The organism is Devosia sp. Root105, assembly GCF_001424865.1.
Taxonomy (GTDB): domain Bacteria; phylum Pseudomonadota; class Alphaproteobacteria; order Rhizobiales; family Devosiaceae; genus Devosia_A.
In genome coordinates this window covers 75453-94985 of record NZ_LMCR01000021.1, presented here as the reverse complement: position 1 = coordinate 94985, position 19533 = coordinate 75453, and the positions used below count along the sequence as shown (strand labels likewise).

The window sequence follows — 19533 nt, the reverse complement described above, 5'->3', positions numbered from 1 at the left end:
TTCTTCCACCTCGCGACTGAACGTATGATGAATTTTCGACTGAACGTATGATGAATTTTCAGGTGCCGGTGGCAGGCACCCAGACGACTTTTGTGGCGGGGCGTATTTCGTGTAACGTTTGCCCGTGCAGCCCAACCGAGCTTCGACTTGATGCACTACCCTCGCGTCGCCCGGCGCATCAGAACCGTGGTGGCCCGAGTCTGGCGCCGGGTCTCGCTGTCGCAGCGCTTTTTCCTCGTGGCTCTGACCGTCGTGCTTGCGGCGATGCTGGCGCTGGGCAACTGGACCAACGCCTATATCAGCCAGAGCATCACCCGAGGGGTGGCCGAGACGGCCGCGGCGAGTTTCGAGGCGTTGATGGCTCAAAGTCTCGACGGCGCGCTGTCAGCAGCCGACAGCCAGTCCGCGTTCCAAGCCGTGTTCAAGGTGGCCAACAGTGCCGACAGCACGCGGCTGCTGCAGATCCGTGTGCGGGACGCAGACGGTCGGGTGGCCTTCGAATCCCTCGGTGGGCTGGAGGACGAGGCATCGGCAGTCGGTCTGTCCGAGGCCGCGGGCGGCATGGTGACTGCGCATGTGGTCGATCTGCCACTGCGCTCGGTCGGGGATCTGCCCAGGTCGACCTTGCCGATCCTCAAGATCTACACGCCGCTGCGGCGTGACGGTGATCGGCTGGCCGCCATCGCCGAGCTGTATTTCAGCGCCAGGACGGTTCGTGAACTGCAGGCGCAGGCGCGCTCCGACGTGTGGATCATCGTCGCGGTCATCGGCATGGTGTCGGTTGGCGCCCTGGCGCTGCTGGTGGATGTGACGGGTCGCATCATCACCGGACAGCGCCAGCGGCTGGCTGCCAACCTCATCGCCACGCGGGCGCTGCTCAAGGAAAACGTCGCGCTGCAGCTCGCCTCGGAGAAACTGCGTGTCGACTCCGGCCTCGCCAATGAGCATGTGCTGGCCCAGGTGGGGTCCGACATTCATGACGGTCCGGTGCAACTGCTGACCCTGCTGATCCTGAAGCTGACCGGGACGCGGGGTAGCGCAGCGAGCGATCAGGCTGCCGCAGAGGCCAAGCTGGCGAGCGAGGCCCTCGAAGATCTGCGCGGCATTTCCGCCGGGCTCGTGCTGCCCGAGCTGGCGAAGCTCAGCATCTCCGAGACCATCGCCTTGGCGATAAGCCGTCACGAGAACCTGACCGGCACGCTGGTCCGGCACGAGCTGAACCTCGCCAACGACGTCGAGGTGCCGATCACCGTCAGGATCTGCGCCTATCGGGTGGTGCAGGAGGCCTTGAACAATGCCTACCGGCACGGCGGCGGCGAGGACCAGAGGGTTCGGGCCAGCGTCGACGCCGGCTGGCTTCGCCTCGAGGTCACCAACAGCACGACCATTCGCCGACCCGGCACCTCGTCGGCCAACCAGGTGGGCCTTCGGGCGATGCGCTTTCGCGTCGAGTCGCAGGGCGGCAGCCTGTCGGTCGACATCGATGCCGACCAGGCCAGGGTTGGCGCCCACATTCCAGTTGGCAGAGTGGTCTAGTCGTTCTCGTCCGGGGCTAAGCCGTCGATGTTGTATGGCGAGCCCAGGCGCTTTGCTGCCAGCACAACCTCGAGGCGGCTTTTCACCTTCAGCTTGGTCATCAGGTTGGTCATGTAGTGCTTGACGGTTTTCTCCGTCAGGCCCAGCGCCCGCGCGATTTCCTTGTTGGTCTTGGCCTCGAACAGCCCTTGCAGCAACTGTTGCTCCCTGGCGCTCAGCTTCGCGGCCGGACGCTCGCGTTCGCGCCGCGCGCGGTTACGGAAGCCGCCGATCAGCATCGGAGAGAAATCGGGCGAAACGAACAGGCCGCCACTCTTTACCGTTTCGATAGCCGCAAACAGGTCCTCGGACGGGCGACCCTTCAAAACGAAAGCGTGTGCCCCGGCATCGAGGGCGCGCAGCGCCATGTCGACATCGGCATAGGCGGTGAAAATAACCACTCTGGTGGCGGGACAGCGTTCGGCGATCGAACGGATGGCGGAGAACACGTCGCCCGGCATGCTCAGGTCGAGCGTCATGATGTCGGGACGGCCCGATGCGGCCAACTCCACGGCCCCATCGGCCGAGGAGGCCGTGCCCGCGATGGTGTAGCGAGGATCGTCGGCGAACAGCGAAGCGATGCCGGCCAGCAGGGTCGGATGATCGTCCACGAAGGCGATGCTGGTTGGCTGGCTGTCCGGCGCTGAGCGATCGGCAGCGTCACTCACTGGGTGTGTTGCCATTTCCGCCACCATTGCCGTTGCCATTGCCATTACCACCGGCATTGCTGTTGCCGTTGCCCCCGGCGTTACCATTACCACCGGCATTGTCGTTCCCCCCGGAACTGCCGTTTCCATTGCCGCCGGCATTGCCATTGGAACTGCCGTTGCCGTTGCCGCCGGCGTTGCTGTTGCCATTGCCGCCGGAATTACCGTTGCCGTTGCCACCGGAACTGCCGTTGCCGTTGCCACCGGAACTGCCGTTACCGTTCCCGCCGGCATTGCCGTTGCCATTGCCGCCGGCATTGCCGTTGCCATTGCCACCGGCATTACCGTTGCCGTTGCCGCCGGCGCTGCTGTTGACGTTCTCGTTTCCGCCGCTGTTCCGGCCGTTGCCGGTTTCCAGCAGCGCCGCCCCTGCCGTGGCCTCGGCCAGCGTGACGCCGGCGGGTACAGTCTGCTCTTGTCCCGTCAGCAGGTTGACCACGGTCGCCTTGCCCAGGTCCACGATCACCTCGCCGGTGTCGCCGGCAACGATCAGACGGCTATGTCCCATCCCCACAACCACCGTCATCTTCGGCGTCTTCAGCATGAGGCGCTGATTTGACGGGATGCGGGCGTCGACGCTTACCGTTCCGGCATATTGGGTGATGAGGGTAAGGTTGTATGCGGCCTGGTCGACCTGCAGCGCGGTGTTGGGCCCAAGCTTGAGCGTGATCTCGTCCCGCACCAGCTCGGCCTCGGCCCCCTGCAGCGTTCGAACCGGAATCCCGTCGAGCACCTGCGAGCGTGCCGGCAGCTCGGCCCATTGATCGCCATTCATCGACAGCACTGTGCCGCTGACCGCTACGGCAACCCACTTTGCCCCGGCAGCGACGGCAGGCCAGCTCAGCAACAGGGCGAGCGCGGCGATCACACAGGAAAGATGAGCAAGGCGTCGGCGTCCGGATGGGCCGGATGAATATGGCTGCCGATGGTCCTTAGTCAGCAGTTCGGTCACCTTGTGGTCTCATAGTCGCGACGATGAGCAGACAATGCTCTGCGCGGAGGGTCGATATATTGTCTTTGTTGGTCTGCCGCAAAATAGCGCCGCAGACCAACAGAACACCAGCATTAACCTTAGCGCGGAATCGAGGGACGACAGATGGCGACCTTGGTCCCCAGTGGTCCGCCCGGGTATCGGGTCGTGCCCCTCGTCCTGCATCCAAGGCGCAACAGCGGATTTGGCGGCAAGCAGGGTGTGCCTGCCTCGCCCGTATCCCGAGCATTCAATGGCGACCTCGGTCCATATTCCAGGTATTAAGAAGGTACATCTACAGTCGTTCGAAGTAGTAATTGCTAATTATGTCTTAATTCCCGTTGCGGCCGGGGCCTGGGGCAGACTTAGAGCATGCCGCGCTCCGACGCGGCCAATGGGGGATATCGAATGGCCGCGATCACCAAGGGCATTGTCACGTCGTTTGGAAACACGCCTCAGGCGGTAGACGACGTCTTTAACGCAAGCGCGCTTGGTATCGGCTCGAGTGGATCATACGCTCCCATCCTCATCGACGTTATGGCCAACGACAAGGCGGGCGGCGCCAAGACGCTCTACTCGCTTGATAATGCGGACAGCCTAGGCGGTATTCGCCCGACAGACCTTCTGACGCAGGATCTTGCGCGCACTGAAGCTGCCAGCACCGACACCAGCCTCAACGGCGCCCGCATCTGGATTACCGCCGATGGCCAAGTGGGCTACGACGCGAGCACGCTGAGTTCGGCCGCGCTGGCGCAGATTCAGGGGCTCGGGGCGGGGCAGTATTTCACCGATACCTTCACCTATGCCATCCGCATGGCCAACGGCACGTTGAGCTGGGCAACTGCCCAGATCAAGATCGCCGGCACCAACGATGCCGCGACGATCTCGGGCACCTCCACCGGCAGCACGGTTGAAGATACCGATGGGCAGTTGCACGCCGAGGGGACGCTGTCCGTCACCGACCTCGACGCCGGCCAGAACGTCTTCCAGGCCCCGCCGCCGGCAAGCCTCAACGGCACCTACGGCACCTTCACCTTCGATGCGCTGACCGGGCAGTGGACCTACGACCTCGACCACGACAAGGCCAACCACCTGTACGGCGGCGAGGAGGTGCACGACACTCTGGTGGTCACATCCTTCGACGGAACGGCAAGTCGGACGATCGATGTTACTGTTACCGGCACCAACGACGCGGCGGATCTGTCGGCTGACGTTGAGGAGCTGACGGAAGGCGACACGGCGGCGGCGATCAGCACCTCGGGGCAGCTGACGATAGTTCGTTGACGGCGAGGTCTACACCGACACGTTCCCGGTGGAGAGCGCCGACGGCACGCCGACCTCGGTGACGATCAAGATCACCGGCACCAACGACGCGGCGGATCTGTCGGCTGACGTTGAGGAGCTGACGGAAGGCGACACGGCGGCGGCGATCAGCACCTCGGGGCAGCTGACGATCAGCGACGTCGACAGCGCCGAAACCTTCGTTGCGCAGACCGACGCGGCCGGGACCTACGGCACCTTCTCGATCGGTGCGGACGGCGCCTGGACCTACACGGCGGACACCGCCCACAACGAGTTCGTTGACGGCGAGGTCTACACCGACACGTTCCCGGTGGAGAGCGCCGACGGCACGCCGACCTCGGTGACGATCAAGATCACCGGCACCAACGACGCGGCGGATCTGTCGGCTGACGTTGAGGAGCTGACGGAAGGCGACACGGCGGCGGCGATCAGCACCTCGGGGCAGCTGACGATCAGCGACGTCGACAGCGCCGAAACCTTCGTTGCGCAGACCGACGCGGCCGGGACCTACGGCACCTTCTCGATCGGTGCGGACGGCGCCTGGACCTACACNTTCGTTGACGGCGAGGTCTACACCGACACGTTCCCGGTGGAGAGCGCCGACGGCACGCCGACCTCGGTGACGATCAAGATCACCGGCACCAACGACGCCCCCACCCTTGACCTCGATGCCAGCGCCGCAGGTACCGGTTATGCCGCGACCTCGGCCGCCGGTGCGGCGACGGCGATTGTCGATAGCGATGTAACCATTGCCGATGTCGACAACACTGAGCTGACCTCGGCCACGATAACCGTCACCAACCACAAGACCGGTGACCTGTTGTCGATCGCGGGGAGTCTGCCTGCCGGGATCTCGGCATCGAGCTACAACTCGAGCACCGGTGTCCTCACCCTAACCGGGATTGGCACACTGGCTCAGTACCAGGCCGTACTGCAGCAGCTCCGCTTCAGCAATGGCGAGAGCCACCCTGACATCACCGACCGCGACATCACGGTTACCGTCAGCGATGGCATCGCCTCGAGCAATATCGCCCATTCGGTCATTTCCGTAACGGCGCCGAACGAGGCTCCCGACGCGAAGCCTGACAGTTTCACAACGACGGAGAATGGCATCAGTGGCGGCACCTCTTCCGTGCCGCTCGCCGTCGGCAACGTGCTGACCAATGCTCCGGCGGACAGCGATCCTGAGGGGGATGGGCTAAGCGTCACTAGCGTGACCGGCGTAGCCGTGAACGAGACCGACCTCCAGCTCTCCACCCCGGTCATCACCTCCGAAGCGGCAGGCGCCGGTGAGGCGGCGCGGTTCATGATCACCACGACGACCGGTGTCGCGCATCTCGCAGTGATGACCACCGGAGCGGTCAACCTCTGGACCACTGCGGGCGATGCCTTCCAGGGGCTCGGCACGGGCGAATCTGCCACTCTGAGCTTTACCTACGGCGTTTCGGACGGGCACGGCGGCACCGACACCGCGACCGCCCAGATCACCATCAATGGCTCCAACGACACTCCAACGGCCTCGAATGTCGTCAAGGCGGTTGCCGATACATCCGCGACCAATGCCGGCACCGTCGTCGCCAGCGGTAATCTCGTCACGGCGTCCGCAGCGGCGGATCCCGATGGCGATACGCCTTTGACCATCTCCAACATCCAGGGACCGAGCGATGGCTCTGCCATCACCGTGACCGCCGGCGGCGTCGTGGCGCACGGTACCTACGGCGATCTCACAGTGTCGAGCAACGGCACCTACTCCTATACCGCCAAGCCTGCCCTCGACGCCCTGCAGACCGGCAACAACCCGACGGAAGCTTTCAGCTTCGTCGTCTCCGACGGTCACGGCGGCACCACCACTCAGACGCTGACCTTCAACATTTCCGGAGCAAACGACACGCCGACGGGCCTCAACTTCGTCATGTCGACGCTCGCTGCGAGTGCCGACAACGGCAACAATGGGCTCAACGACGGTACCGTCATCGGCACGTTCCAGCCGACCGGCGACCCCGATAGCTCAACGTTCACCTTCGGCTTCATCGATCCCGTTCCAGCCGGCTTCACCATCAACGCCACGACCGGCGTGCTCTCAACCAATGGCACGGTACAGGTGAACGACACGACGCCCTACTCGGTCACGGTGACGGCGTCCGACGGCACCAACACCTTCACCACACCACTGAAGATCTGGGTCGTCGGCGCGGGCAATGACGTGGTGACCGCCGCCGGAACCGACATCGACATCATGTTCGGCTCCAACGGCGACGACGTCCTCAATGGTACCGCCGGCAGCGACGCTCTGATCGGCGGCGCGAACAATGACAGCCTGACAGGCGGTCTTGGTGCCGACCAACTGCACGGTGGCGCCCATAACGATAGCTTCATTTACACCGCCACCAGCGAGAGCGGCGTGGGGGCCGGCAACCGCGACACGATCTTCGACTTCGCCAGCGGCGACACGATCGACCTGTCGGCAATCGATGCCAACACCAACACGGCCGGCAATGGCACCTTCCTTTTCGTTGCGGCCGCGACAGCCACGATCACGGCCAACAGCGTGACCTGGCACCAGGCTGGCGGCAACACGTACATCCACGGTGACAATAGTGGTGACGGCGTCGCCGATTTCGAGATCGAGCTCCTCGGAACGAGGACGATGGTCAGCGGCGATTTCGGTTTGTGAGTTGCGCGGGCGGGGGCCATGGATTGGCTCCTGCCCGCCATATGTAGCGTGAGCATAGGCCGAACGGGCATGCGGCGCCCGCCTCGGCGGAACGACAGAGACCTTGATGAAGACCAGTGAAACACGCCGCGTCCTCGACCAACTGAACAGCTATTTCGTAGCCGCCGGGCTGTTCAGCCTGGCCGTCAACATACTCTACCTCGCCTCGCCGCTTTACATGCTGCAGGTCTATGATCGCGTCATGACCAGCGGCAGCGTCGCCACCCTGATCATGCTCACCCTTGCGTTGCTGGTTGCCCTTGGCGCGCTGGCCGGGCTTGACGCGGTGCGGGCCCTGGTCCTGACGCGCGCCTCGGTGCGTCTCGATCGGCTGCTCGCCACCCGGGTCATCGAGGCGTCGGTGCGCCAGCCGGAAAACAAGGGCCGGCCATTGCGGGATCTCGACGCTTTTCGTCAGGCCCTCACCGGATCCGGTATCCACGCAGCATTCGACCTGCCCTGGGCGCCGATCTACGTGCTGATCATCTTCCTGTTGCACCCGGCCCTGGGCTTTTTCGCGCTCGGCGCCTGTGCCGTGCTGATCCTGCTGGCGCTGGCCAACGAGTGGCTGACGCGCGAGCCGCTGCGTGAAGCCAACGAAGCTGCCGCGCGCAACTATGGTTTCACCGAGGCCAGCCTCCGCAATGCCGAAGTCCTCGACTCGATGGGGATGATGAAGGGGCTGCTTGGCCGCTGGTCGGACGATCGCCTGCGGCTGCTTGACCGCCAGTCCGTCGCCAGCGACCGCGCCGCCGCCATGTCGAGCCTCATCCGCTTCGTTCGGCTCGCGATGCAGTCCCTGATGCTGGGGCTCGGAGCCTATCTGGCGCTCGAGCGGATGACCTCCATCGGTACACTGTTTGCGGCGACGTTGCTGCTCGGTCGGGCGCTGCAGCCGGTTGAACAGCTGGTGGGCGCCTGGCGCGGTCTTGTGGCCGCCAAAGCCAGCTATGTCAGGGTGCGCGACATGCTCGATGCGGTGCCGCAACGCGCTGCTGCCATGTCCTTGCCTCGTCCCACCGGCGCGCTGGCGGTCGAGGCGCTGACCTTCGTGCCGCCCAATACGCCGCGGGTCGCCTTGCGCAACGTCAGTTTCCAGCTCGATCCCGGCGACGCGATGGGGCTGATCGGGCCATCGGGGGCCGGCAAATCCACGCTGGTGCGTCACATTGTGGGCGTGCTTCGCCCCACCGGCGGCGCCGTGCGGCTCGATGGCGCCGATGTGCTGACCTGGCCGCGCGAGCAGCTCGGCCAGCATGTCGGCTACCTGCCACAGGATATCGAGCTGTTCTCCGACACCGTTGCGGCCAATATCGGCCGGTTGCGCACCGATGCCGAAGCCGATGCCGAGATCGTCAAGGCGGCGCAGCTCGCTGGCGTGCACGAGATGATCCTCCGCCTGCCCGAAGGCTACAATACGCAGATCGGGGAGGGCGGCGCGGCGCTTTCGGGCGGCTACCGGCAGCGGATCGCCCTGGCGCGCGCCGTGTTCGGCATGCCGAGCCTCGTCGTGCTGGATGAGCCGAGCTCCAACCTAGATTCCGATGGCGATGCGGCGCTGGCCGAGTGCATGGCACGCCTGCGCGAACTGGGCTCCACGGTGATCATCGTTTCGCACCGACCCTCGACACTCGGCGCGGTCAACAAGATCCTCTACCTGCGCGACGGCGTCATCGAGCTCTTCGGCAAGCGTGACGAGGTGATCGCCGTGCTCAATGACCGAGCCAAGACCGCCGTCATGCCGCGTGGCTCGCAGGTGCCGGCATGAGCGCGTCGCTGACCATCGCCGGAAGTGGACGCCCGCCGGCTCCGGCCGTCTCGGAGTCCGCCTCCGGGCCGATCATTGCCGGCGTGCTGATCCTCGCGCTGTTCTTCGGCGTTCTCGGTGGCTGGGCCGCCCTGGCTCCACTCAACGCCGCGGTCGTCGCCGACGGAATTGTCACCGTCGAGGGCAGCCGCAAGCCCGTGCAGCACCTCGAGGGCGGCATTGTCGGATCCATCGGTATTTCCGACGGCGCCTTCGTTCATGCAGGCGCCACGCTGATGACGCTCGACGACACCACCGCGCGCGCCCAGTACGACATCTACTTCCAGCAACTGGCGCTGGCCCGGGCCATGGAGGCGCGGCTCACTGCCGAGCTGAACGGCAGCAGCGAGATCACGTTTCCGGATGAACTGCTCGCCAGCGACGCGCCCTACGTGCTGCAGACGATCGCCAGCCAGCGCGACGAGTTCAGCGCCCGCAACGACTCGCTGCTCGGCGCGCGGGATATCCTGCTGCGGCGTGTCGACCAGTTGCGGGAACAGGCCAAGGGCAGCACGTCGACCCGGCTGTCCTATGAGGAGCAGCTTGCCTCCCTGGCCGCCGAACGCGGGCGCCTCGACAAGCTGCTGAAAGCTGGGCTGGCCACCCGCGGCCGGGTCAGCGATCTCGAGCGCAGCATGGCCGACGTGCAGGGCCGGCTGGGCGCGGTCGCTGCCGAAGACTCCAGCAACGACCAGAAAATCGCGGAAATCGAGCAGCAGATCAATCAGCTGGGGCGCGACCGGCAGAGCGAAGTGGCCGAAGCGCTGGCGACGACGCAATCCAAGATCCTCGAAATCGTCCCCAGGCTGCAGGATGCGCAGTCCCGCCTGGAGCGATCCATCATCCGGGCGCCGGCGGACGGTCGGATCGTCGGTCTCGCTGTCCATGCCGCCGGCGCCGTGGTCCAACCGGGTCAGGTTCTGCTCGAGATCGTGCCGGAGAAGGCAACGCTGGTCGTCGAAGCGCGGATCCGCGTCGAGGATATCAGCGAGCTGCGGGCGGGGATGCCCGCCGAACTGCGCTTCTCGTCGTTCAAGCAGCACGTATCGCCGCTGATCCGCGGCGCCGTGCTGCAGGTCTCTGCCGATCGCATCACCGACGAGCGGACCCTGGCGGTCTTCTACAAGGCGATGATCGAGGTCGACCCCAAGGACCTGGCCGATCACCCCGAGATTGCGCTCCATGCCGGCATGGGCGCCACCGTGCTGGTCACCACCGAGCAGCGAACCGCCCTCGATTATCTCCTGAGCCCACTGGTCGCCAATTTCGACCGGGCGTTCAAGCAGCGCTGAACACCCCTCGGCCTTCCAGGACGTTTCGCCCGGGATGACCTACCAGTTGGCGATCCGGCCATCGGCGAGCACCGACTCCGTCGCCGGGATCACCTCCTGCGCGAAGGGGTAGCGGGCGGCGGCCTTTTCGTCGATCTCGATGCCGAGGCCAGGGGCCTCGGGAATTGGCCAGGCGCCATTCACCAGGTTGAGCGGGTAGCTCGAGCAGATCTCCTCAAACCAGGGGACGATCCCGACCGCCTCTTCCTGGATGACGAAGTTGGTGGTGGCGGCGTCGAACTGCAGCGCTACGGCGCCGGCCACCGGGCCCATCGGGTTGTGCGGGCAGACCCCCATATGCGCCGCCTCGGCGATGGCCGCGATCTTGCGGCCGCCGGTAAAGCCCATGCAGTGGGCGAGGTCGGGCTGGATATAGGCAACGGCGCGAGTCTGGGCCACCTCGAGGAATTCGCGCGGCGTGAACAGCCGCTCGCCGGTGGCCAATGGGCAATCGACCCGGCGAGCGATGTCGGCCATCCCGGCGCTATCGCCGGGCTGGATCACTTCCTCGCAGAACAGCGGTTTGATCGGCTCGATCGCCTTGATGTAGGCGATGGCGGCATCGAGCGAATCCGGGCGGCCGTGGAAATCGGTCATGATCTCGACGCCGTCGCCGACCCGCTCGCGCACCGCCGCAGCCAGCTTTTCGACATGGCGCACGGCGGGCAGGGGAGCATCGTACCCGGTATAGGGGACGAAGCCGAGCTTGATGGCGTTGTAGCCCATCTCGACCGTTTCCTGCACCGCATCGCAGAAGCGCGAGATATCGGTGTTGGGGACGCGCGCCGAGCTGTCGCCGCGCCTCAAATGGGTGTAGACGCGCACGCTGTCGCGCACCCGGCCGCCCAGCAACTGCCACACCGGCACACCCAGCGCCTTGCCCTTGATGTCCCACAGCGCCTGCTCGATGCCGGAGACGGCCGTGAGGCCGATCGAACCGAGCGGCCAGAAGCTGAACCGGGTCATGGTGTTGACCAGGTGCTCGATCCGCATCGGGTCCTGCCCGATCAGAAACGGCAAGAGGTCATCGATGGTGCCCTTCACTGCCCGGGTCTTCCATTCGAGTGTCGCCTCGCCCCAGCCCCACAGGCCCGGCTGGTCGGTCAGCACCTTCACGAAGATCCAGTTGCGGTGCACGGCGTTGACGACGACGGTTTCGATGCCGGTGATTTTCATGGGTGTTTCCTCCGGGGGGATCTGGAACGGCGCTTGTCCCTGGAGCGCCGGAAATTTCTCGGATGACTGGACCACCCGCGGTGTCATCCCAGCGAAAGCTGGGATCCAACTCTCCATAGGCGCAGGCTGTGAGATGGGGCCCAGCTTTCGCTGGGATGACAGCCGGCGGGTGAGGTGAGGATCGAGCCCAGCTGCTAGGCGGGTTCGATCTATGTGCCCCGACCTAAGCCGTCTTGATTTCGTTGGCTTCGAGGTAGTCGCGGTTCATCTCGATGCCGAGGCCGGGGACGCGCGGCAGTTTCAGCGCGCCGTTCGAATTGTCGAGCCTTGTGTGCATCAGCTCGTTGTAGCCGGAGAGGTCCCAGCGCGAGGTCTCGAGCCGGTAGAAATTAGGCACCGTCATCATCACATGGGCGCCGGCGAGCACATTGATCGGCCCGCCCGCATCATGCGGCGAGATCGGCACGTAATAGCCCTCAGCGAGGATGGCGATCTTCTTCATCTCGGTGATGCCGCCGGTCCAGGTGACATCGGGCATGATGTAGTCGGCAAGTTTCTGCTCGAGGATCGGCACGAAATCCCACTTGGTGTGGGCGCGCTCGCCCACCGAGATGGCGGCATTCACCTTCTCGCGCACCTGCTGCAGGGCGCCATAGCTCTCGGGCGGCACCGGCTCCTCGAACCAGTCGATCTGGCCGGCCTCCTCGAGCGTGCGGCAGAGCCGGATGGCGGTCGGCACATCGAAGCGGCCATGCGCGTCGATCAGGATTTCGACCTGCGGGCCGGCGGTCTGGCGGATCAGCGCCGTTAGGTCGGCTGCCTTCTTTTCGTCGGCGCGCGACAGCATGCCGTCGAGGTAGCCGTCGCGGCGCTCGCGATCGCCCTGGTAGGGGAAGGGGTCGAACTTCAGCGCCGTGTGGCCGGATTTGACGATATCGGTGATCTCGGCCACCACCGCAGCGTCCGAGGTGAACTTACTTTGGTCAGGGTGGGTATAGAGCGAGATCTCGTCGCGCACCGAGCCGCCGAGCAGCTCATAGACCGGCAGCCCCAGCACCTTGCCGCGGATATCCCAGAGCGCGATGTCGATGGCGCTGACGCATTCGCAAGCGGCGCCGCGGCTGCCCATATAGGTGAAGCTGCGGAACAGCTTGTGCCACAGCCGTTCGATCCGGCTCGGGTCTTCGCCCTCGATCTGGCCGCTCACCTGCTTGAGGATGGCAGCGAGCGCCCGGTTGGCGATCTTGGTGGTCGAGGTGATCTCGCCCCAGCCCGAAATGCCCTCGTCGGTCGTCACTTCGACGAACAGGTACTCGCCCCAGTACGAGCTCGTGGCCTTGACCAACCAAGGCCGCACGCCGGTGATTTTCATGATGAAATGGCTCCCTCAAACCAATTGTGCACGCCGCTCGCGCGCGAAAACTGCCTCAGCCGGCGCGCGCTGAGCTCGCGGCCCGCATCTGCTCGAGCACATGCCGGCCCGCCCCATCGACATGCAGCGCGATCAGCGTCGCGGCGTTCGCCGCATCGCCCGCCTTCACCAGCCGGATCAGTTCGCGGTGGTCGCGGATCACCTGGGCGCGGCGGGAGAGTGTGAAGCTGTAGCGATGTCCGATGGCGCGCAGCACTTCGCGGTGTCGCCACCACAGTTCAGCGGCGAGATGGTTGTAGTGACGCTCGTACATCACGGTGTGGAACCGCGTGTCGAGCTCGCTGTGGAGGATCGGATCGGCGAAGTTGTTGGCCTCGATCTGGCGCTGGATGTCCTCGAGTTCGGCGATATCGGCGGGGGTTGCCATGTCGACGAACCAGCGCACCATCGAAGGTTCGATCAGGACGCCGATCTCATAAACGTCGCGGACGAAATCCTGGTCGATCGGGCGCACTCGGGCGCTCTTGTTGTGGACGATCAGCACGAAGCCCTGCGAGCGCAATAGCTGCAGCGCCTCGCGCACCGCATTGGCTGGTGAGTTATGCCGTTCCGACAGCTCCGCCACCACCAGCCGGGAGTTCGCTTCCAGCCGGCCCGAGATGATGTCGTCGCGGATCAACTCGTAAACTGCAGCCCCTTCTTCCGACACTCCGGTTGGGTCGATGCCCACGGGTGGCCGAGCCTTGTATGCGCTCATCTCTCAATCGATTCCGACGTTTGGTTTCAGGGGCAGCTTTGCCGGTTTCTCGTAGGATTTCCAGAGAGAGACGTAAGATTTTGCAAAATTCTGATTGCCTGTGTCGAAATCCGGGCGTTAATTCGCGTAACCGGCGGGTTGCCGGGCAGACATTCTCGACCGACGCGAGGGGCGCCGGCCGCGGGTGGAGGGAGGAAATTCATGTCAGAACACGGAATTGGCCGTGCGCTTCTGCGCGGCATGCTGTCGGCCGCGCTGGCGACCAGTCTCATGGCCTCGACGGCCCTGGGGGCAGGCATCGACATCAGCAAGTGGTCGCCCGAATATGTGCGCTCGATCGCTGGCACTGAGACGTTCGACACGGTCGGCCACTGCAACTCGGTCACCCCGACCGACTACACGGGCAAGCTGACCTTCTGGTACCAGGGCATGTTCGAAGCCGATCCGCAGATCATGCACGACAACTACCGCGATTTCTTCGCGGCGTTCCGCGCCACCTACCCGGGCATCGAGCTGACCGAGCAGGGCATCACCTATAACGAGCTGCTCGACAAGTTCCGCACGGCGCTGCTCGGCAATTCGGCGCCGATGGCGATCCGGCTGCAGATCCTCGGTGGTACCGAGTTCGCCTCCAAGGGCTATCTCGAAGAGCTCAAGCCCGAGGATGTCGGCTACCAGCCCGAGGACTTCTGGCCTGGCGCCATGAAGGCGGTGACCTGGGACGGCAAGATCTACGGCATTCCCACCAATAACGAGACGATGGCGTTCATCTGGAATGCCGACATCTTCAAGCGGGCGGGGCTCGATCCGGAAAATCCGCCGGCCACCTGGGACGACGTGGTCAGCTATTCCAAACAGATCCACGACAAGCTGGGCATCTCGGGCTACGGCCTCGTCGCCAAGCAGAACGCCGGCAACACGCCCTATCGCTACATGCCGCAGCTGTGGGGCTATGGCGGCGGTGTCTTCGACGAGGCCGATCCCAACCCGACCTATGGCGAGGTGCGGCTCGACAGTCCCGAGAGCATCCGCTCGCTGCAGGCCTCCTACGACATGTATGTGCGGGACAAATCGGTTCCGGTTTCGGCGCTGACCAACACCCAGGGCGAGAACCAGGCGCCGTTCATCTCGGGCCAGCTGGCGATGATGATCTCGCACCCCTCCGAATATGCCCGGATGGTCGAACTCGCCGGCAAGGCAACCGGCTCGGACAAGGCAGTCGCCGACAGCGTGCTCGAGAACATGCGCTACGGCCTCATTCCGACCGGCCCGACCGGCAAGCGCGCCGTGGTGTTCGGCGGCTCCAATATCCACATCCTCAAGTCGGAATTCGTTGATGGCGGCAAGGTCGATGAGCCGGCGGCCAAGGCGCTGATCTGCATGTGGACCAGCCCCGAATGGTCATTGAAGCTCGCCTGGGCCGGTTCCAACCCGGGCAACGTCAACGGCTTCAAGACCGAGTGGATGAAACAGCGGCTCGACACCATCAAGTTCCTCGACGTCACCACCTCGATGCTGCCCAACGGCATCCCGTTCCCGGCGCTGCCGGAAGCCCCTGAAATCATGAACATCATCGTCCCCGACATGATGCAGAATGCGCTCACCGGCACGATGACGGTCGAGCAGGCGGCCAAGGACGCGGCGGAGAAGGTGCGGAAGATCCACGGTGGCGGCGGCCTCTAGACCGCCGGCGGCAGGGTCGGGCAACTGCCTGGCCCCGCCGCGCAAGTTTGCCCACGCTACGCGGTAACGCTGTTCGAGGCGTTGCCGCGGGGCGCTGGAGAGGAGCTCCCGATGAAGTTTCTTCTGACCTCCGGGGGCGTAAGCAACCCGAGCATCTCGGCCGCCCTGGTCGAGCTCCTCGGCAAGCCGATCGCCGAGTGCTCGGCCCTCATCATTCCGACCGCCATCTACCCCTTCCCAGGCGGCGCGGGCCATGCCTGGCGGGCAATCTGCGGCATGTCCCCCAGCCCGCTGGCCGCGTTGGGGTGGAAGTCGCTGGGCGTACTGGAATTGACCGCGCTGCCAACCATCCGACCCGAGAACTGGATGCCGATGGTCGAGGATGCCGACGCCCTACTGGTCTGGGGCGGCAACGTGCTCTACCTCACATACTGGCTGCGCCAATCGGGCCTGGCGGCGATGCTGCCGTCGCTCACCGATACGGTCTATGTCGGGGTCAGCGCCGGCAGTATTGCCGTGACCCCCTACAATTGCGACGCCGAGTTCGACCAGCAGTTCGTGCCCGACGGCTCCGACATGGGGCAGGGGGCCGAGCGAGCGCTGGGCCTCGTCAATTTCACCCTCTATCCGCACCTCGATAACCCGGAGATGCCCGACACCACGCTGGCCAACATTGCAAACTGGGCCTCGGGGATTCCGGTCCCGACCTATGCGATGGATGACGACACGGCGATCAGGGTGGTCGACGGCGTGGCCGAGGTGGTGTCCGAAGGGACGTGGCGGCTGCTCATGCCGTAGGATTGGGGAGGGCGGCCGGGTCGCCGTTGCTTCCGATGGTCCGTCATCGGGCGCGCTCAGGACGATGCAGGAATTCCAAGGTAACAAGCGGCGGCGCGATCCGTTTCGCTTGGTCGTCGGTAACTCGTAACCGCACAGAGATTCCACCACTAGCCATTCCCCGCGCCGCATTGCCGACAAAGTTCTGGTTCGCTCTTGCTGGTCGGGAGCCGTGGTTCGGCAAGCAACATGGAGCGCCTGGCGCCGTTGGGTTTCTGACGCCCAGCTGGTGCGCGTGGCGACAAGGGGCACGCGTGACTGCGTTTGCTATTTGAACGGGGTGAGACCAGTCTCATCTGCGGCGCGTTCAGCAGCCGGGTGATCGTTGGTCGGGGTTGGGAGGGTACATACCGTGATCGAAGACGATGGGATTTCTGCGCGCCAGGGTGACCGGGGCGATCGGGCAGGGCGTTACGGTCGTCGCGCGTTTCTGTTCGGGGCCACCGCCAGCCTCGGCGCGCTGGCACTTGCCGCTTGCTCCCCCGCCGGCATGAGCGTCGCGGAAGCGGAGCGGGTCTACGGGCCGCGGCCCAACGAGCGGTTCCCGATCCCGGCGGTCAAGGTCAGCAAGATCAACCCCAAATACTTCCGCCGCACCGTGCGCTACGACAGCAAGGAAGTGGCCGGAACGATCATCGTCGACCCGCGCAACCATTATGTCTACCGCATCGAAGGCGATGGAAATGCTACCCGCTATGGCGTCAGTGTCGGGCGCGCCGGCTTTTTGTGGAGCGGTGACGCCTATATCGGGCGCAAGGCCGAGTGGCCGATCTGGACGCCGCCCAAGGAGATGATCGAGCGCCAGCCGGAAGCCGCCAAATATGCCGGCGGCATGAAGCCGGGGCTCGACAATCCGCTCGGCGCGCGGGCGCTCTACCTCTACCAGAACGGCGTCTACACGCTCTACACGCTCTACAGCACCAGCGTACCGGAAACGATCGGCACCGGCGTTTCGAGCGGCTGTATTGGCCTCCTCACCCAGGACATGCTCGACCTCTATGACAAGACGCCAGTCAATACCAAGGTGATCGTGCTGAAGGCGTGAGCCCGGAGGGTGCCCAGGAGAATACGACACGGGCCGGGCGTAATGCCCGGCCCGTGTCGTTTTGTCATTCGCCGGAGCCGTCGCCCGGCCATAACCGCACCGGCCTCAGCGGCCCAGCTTCAGCACCAGGACATCGCGCGGCGGGATCACCGTGGCGGTGCCGCCGGCGTCGCCCCAGTAGCTGCCGACGGGTTTCAGGTCGGCATGCGCGGCGCCCAGCGTCAGGGTGACCGGTTGTGGCGAGCGGGTCTGGTTGAGCAGCCACAGCGCGCCGCCGTCGGGCCCCAGGTGCAGCCGCGCATGGACCTGCGGGTTGCCGGTGTCGACGTGCCGGTGCTTGCCGGTCCAGCTGAAGACCGAGCGGAAGTAGTTCAGGTTCTCGGGCGTGCCAGACTTGAAGTAGGCCGCCCCCGGATGCGTGCCGACCAGCAGCGTGCGGCCCTTGCCAAAACTGTTCTCGACCACCGCCTTGCGGCCGTCGGCGAAGCTGCCGAGCAGCCGGCCGGTGGTCGGCTCGTACGCCTGGAGGAAGCCACCGCCGGTGATGCCGTCGCCGCCGTCGAACGAGAAGCGGATGCGGTCGGCAATGTCGGGCATGAACTCGACATCGACCTCGCGCGCCCCGAACACCCGGTCGAACCCGTTATGCGGCTGCACTGTGCCGACCTTGCCGCGATCGCCGAAATAGCCCGGCGTCGCCTCCGAGATCAGCGTGCCGCCCGCCTCCACCCACTGTGCCAGCCGCTGGGCGTGCGCCGCAGTCAGCATAATCGGGTAGGGGGCATAGATGGTGTCGACCTCAGCGATGTCGTCGATATGCACCCAGTCGGGCTGGATGCCGATGTCGAGCAGGCCGCGATAGGCTCCCCACATCGCTTCGCGATAGAGCTCCGGCTTGTGGTGGTGGTTGAGCAGGTAATCCCAGGCCTGCGCCTCGGGGATCACCAGCAGCGCCACCTCGCCCTTCACCGGCCGCGCCTCGAACAGCGGCTGCTGCTCCGGCGCGTTGGCCCACTTGGCCATGGCGCTCGCCATGTCGGAACGCGGGGTGCGCGAGCCGTCCATGCCGTACGAGCCGAAAGCGCCGAACAGCGGCCCGTCGAGCAGCGGCCGGTAGCGCAGGTTGAGTACGCCCGTGGCGCCGGCGGCGAACGAGGTCATGGTGAGGGTGCGGACATCCTCGGGGTCCATGACGCGGCCATCCTCCTTGTCGCGGCCGAGCACCTGCGGCTGCAACCAGAGCGGGCCGCCGGGCCGCTCGGCATGCCACCACTTCTTGCCGCGCGCTGCGGCGCGCGTGATGTCAGGGCCGAAGAAGTTCTGCCACGGCTTGAAGCCGCGCCGGCTCGGCACCCAGGTCAGCCCATAGAGTTCGACCTTGCTGGCCGCCAGCCAATCGTCCGAGCCGCCCGCGGCCATGTTGGGAATGGCGCCGCCCACGCCATGCGCGGCGATCAGGCAGTCCTGGTCGACAGCGCGAATGGTGTCGATCTTGTACTGCATCTGGCCATAGTAGTTCTCACGCTTGAACTCGAGCCAGTCGAGACCCTCGGCGAAGGCGGCGACCTCGGCCGGCGGCTCAATGTCGTCCCACTCGGCATAGGAGTAGCGGTACCAGGCCTCGGCCAGCACCTCGAGTGTGCCGTACTTGGCTTGCAGCCAGCGCCGGTAGTCGGCCTTCATCCACTCCGAGTAGTCGACCTCGGGCGAGTAGTTCACCTCGTTCCAGACGTCGTAGCCGAGCAGCCCCGGGTGGCCCTTGTAGCGGTTGGCGAGCGCAGTGAGGAAATTGCCCACCGCCTCCTTCACCTCGGGGCAGTTCAAGGTCAGCGCGCCGGCGCCGTTATGGGCGAAGCCGCCGCTCGAGGACGACACACCCATGTGGTTGGCGAGCGGCCGTCCGTCCATGCGGATCTGTCGGGCATCGTGCCACTTGCGATAGGCCCAGTCGGGCACCGAGTGGGTGAGTTCGGCGATCACCGTCTTGATGCCGTTCTCGGCCGCGAGGTCCATCTGGCGATCGTAGTCCTCCCAATCGTAGACGCCCGGCTTGCGCTCGATCGCGGCCCACATGAACCAGTGCCGGAAGACGTTGAGGCCGTCTTCGCGCGCCACCCGATAGTCGCGCGACCAATCCTCGCGCGGCGGGTTGGATTTACGGAAATACACAGCGCCGAAGGGCACTTGCGGGATCTTGTCGGTGGGCATCTGGGGCTCCTTGGAGACAAAGCGGCTGGAACGGCGGAGTGAGCCGCCGC

General features: G+C 65.1%; 14 protein-coding genes. 8 read left to right on the top strand and 6 right to left on the bottom strand.

The features are described 5' to 3' along the window. Positions 1 to 147 precede the first annotated feature (147 nt). Complete coding sequence (locus ASC68_RS27240) at positions 148 to 1536, top strand: hypothetical protein (protein WP_197421425.1); 1389 nt, start codon at positions 148 to 150, stop codon at positions 1534 to 1536. Here ASC68_RS27240 and ASC68_RS27235 read toward each other — a convergent pair. Continuing rightward, positions 1533 to 2243 (bottom strand): response regulator transcription factor, encoded by a 711-nt coding sequence (locus ASC68_RS27235; protein WP_055887421.1) that lies wholly within the window; start codon positions 2241 to 2243, stop codon positions 1533 to 1535. The two genes, ASC68_RS27240 and ASC68_RS27235, sit on opposite strands and share 4 nt — an antisense overlap. Further along, entirely contained in the window at positions 2236 to 3234 is a 999-nt protein-coding gene (locus tag ASC68_RS29065; protein WP_197421424.1) for a hypothetical protein, read from the bottom strand. The genes ASC68_RS27235 and ASC68_RS29065 overlap by 8 nt, the downstream gene beginning before the upstream one ends. 426 nt (positions 3235 to 3660) lie before the next feature. On the opposite strand from ASC68_RS29065, the gene ASC68_RS27225 reads away from it, so the two are divergent. From ASC68_RS27225 to ASC68_RS27210, 4 genes are all read left to right on the top strand, one after another. Beyond that, positions 3661 to 4536: a VCBS domain-containing protein gene (locus ASC68_RS27225; RefSeq protein ID WP_197421423.1), complete on the top strand. Its 876-nt coding sequence runs from the start codon at positions 3661 to 3663 to the stop codon at positions 4534 to 4536. A gap of 571 nt (positions 4537 to 5107) precedes the next feature. Next, on the top strand, positions 5108 to 7228 hold a 2121-nt coding region (locus ASC68_RS27220; protein ID WP_210170545.1), incomplete at its 5' end, for a VCBS domain-containing protein. Positions 7229 to 7334: 106 nt separating this feature from the next. Beyond that, positions 7335 to 9035: a type I secretion system permease/ATPase gene (locus ASC68_RS27215; RefSeq protein WP_055887408.1), complete on the top strand. Its 1701-nt coding sequence runs from the start codon at positions 7335 to 7337 to the stop codon at positions 9033 to 9035. Next, on the top strand, positions 9032 to 10366 hold the full coding sequence (locus ASC68_RS27210) for an HlyD family type I secretion periplasmic adaptor subunit (protein WP_055887405.1): 1335 nt from the start codon (positions 9032 to 9034) through the stop codon (positions 10364 to 10366). Before ASC68_RS27215 ends, ASC68_RS27210 begins: the two co-directional genes overlap by 4 nt. 39 nt (positions 10367 to 10405) lie before the next feature. Here the strand turns inward: ASC68_RS27210 and dgoD are convergent, their stop codons facing one another. From dgoD to ASC68_RS27195, 3 genes are all read right to left on the bottom strand, one after another. Beyond that, positions 10406 to 11581 carry a galactonate dehydratase gene (gene dgoD, locus ASC68_RS27205; RefSeq protein ID WP_055887403.1) on the bottom strand — a complete coding sequence of 392 codons (1176 nt, stop codon included), beginning with the start codon at positions 11579 to 11581 and terminating at the stop codon, positions 10406 to 10408. Between the two features lie 223 nt (positions 11582 to 11804). Beyond that, the gene (locus ASC68_RS27200) at positions 11805 to 12953 is read right to left on the bottom strand and encodes a mandelate racemase/muconate lactonizing enzyme family protein (RefSeq protein ID WP_055887400.1); all 1149 of its coding nucleotides are present in this window, start codon (positions 12951 to 12953) and stop codon (positions 11805 to 11807) included. 55 nt (positions 12954 to 13008) lie between these two features. Further along, positions 13009 to 13710, bottom strand: coding sequence for a GntR family transcriptional regulator (locus tag ASC68_RS27195; RefSeq protein WP_055887397.1), 702 nt, complete (start codon positions 13708 to 13710; stop codon positions 13009 to 13011). Between the two features lie 201 nt (positions 13711 to 13911). Here ASC68_RS27195 and ASC68_RS27190 point away from each other — a divergent pair, with 201 nt between their 5' ends. From ASC68_RS27190 to ASC68_RS27180, 3 genes are all read left to right on the top strand, one after another. After that, entirely contained in the window at positions 13912 to 15393 is a 1482-nt protein-coding gene (locus ASC68_RS27190; protein ID WP_055887395.1) for a sugar ABC transporter substrate-binding protein, read from the top strand. Between the two features lie 111 nt (positions 15394 to 15504). After that, positions 15505 to 16191, top strand: a complete 687-nt coding sequence (locus ASC68_RS27185; RefSeq protein WP_055887392.1) for a Type 1 glutamine amidotransferase-like domain-containing protein — start codon at positions 15505 to 15507, stop codon at positions 16189 to 16191. Between the two features lie 409 nt (positions 16192 to 16600). Beyond that, on the top strand, positions 16601 to 17275 hold the full coding sequence (locus tag ASC68_RS27180) for a L,D-transpeptidase (RefSeq protein ID WP_055887994.1): 675 nt from the start codon (positions 16601 to 16603) through the stop codon (positions 17273 to 17275). 105 nt (positions 17276 to 17380) lie between these two features. On the opposite strand, the gene ASC68_RS27175 is transcribed toward ASC68_RS27180, so the two are convergent. After that, entirely contained in the window at positions 17381 to 19483 is a 2103-nt protein-coding gene (locus ASC68_RS27175) for a beta-galactosidase (RefSeq protein WP_055887389.1), read from the bottom strand. Between the last annotated feature and the right edge of the window lie 50 nt (positions 19484 to 19533).

What these genes read in the sequence shown, in the direction of transcription:
- ASC68_RS27225 (WP_197421423.1), top strand. Translation starts at nt 3,661, where the DNA reads ATGGCCGCGATCACCAAGGGCATTGTCACGTCGTTTGGAAACACGCCT.
- ASC68_RS27215 (WP_055887408.1), top strand. Translation starts at nt 7,335, where the DNA reads ATGAAGACCAGTGAAACACGCCGCGTCCTCGACCAACTGAACAGCTAT.
- ASC68_RS27210 (WP_055887405.1), top strand. Translation starts at nt 9,032, where the DNA reads ATGAGCGCGTCGCTGACCATCGCCGGAAGTGGACGCCCGCCGGCTCCG.
- dgoD (WP_055887403.1), bottom strand. Translation starts at nt 11,581, where the DNA reads ATGAAAATCACCGGCATCGAAACCGTCGTCGTCAACGCCGTGCACCGC.
- ASC68_RS27200 (WP_055887400.1), bottom strand. Translation starts at nt 12,953, where the DNA reads ATGAAAATCACCGGCGTGCGGCCTTGGTTGGTCAAGGCCACGAGCTCG.
- ASC68_RS27195 (WP_055887397.1), bottom strand. Translation starts at nt 13,710, where the DNA reads ATGAGCGCATACAAGGCTCGGCCACCCGTGGGCATCGACCCAACCGGA.
- ASC68_RS27190 (WP_055887395.1), top strand. Translation starts at nt 13,912, where the DNA reads ATGTCAGAACACGGAATTGGCCGTGCGCTTCTGCGCGGCATGCTGTCG.
- ASC68_RS27185 (WP_055887392.1), top strand. Translation starts at nt 15,505, where the DNA reads ATGAAGTTTCTTCTGACCTCCGGGGGCGTAAGCAACCCGAGCATCTCG.
- ASC68_RS27175 (WP_055887389.1), bottom strand. Translation starts at nt 19,483, where the DNA reads ATGCCCACCGACAAGATCCCGCAAGTGCCCTTCGGCGCTGTGTATTTC.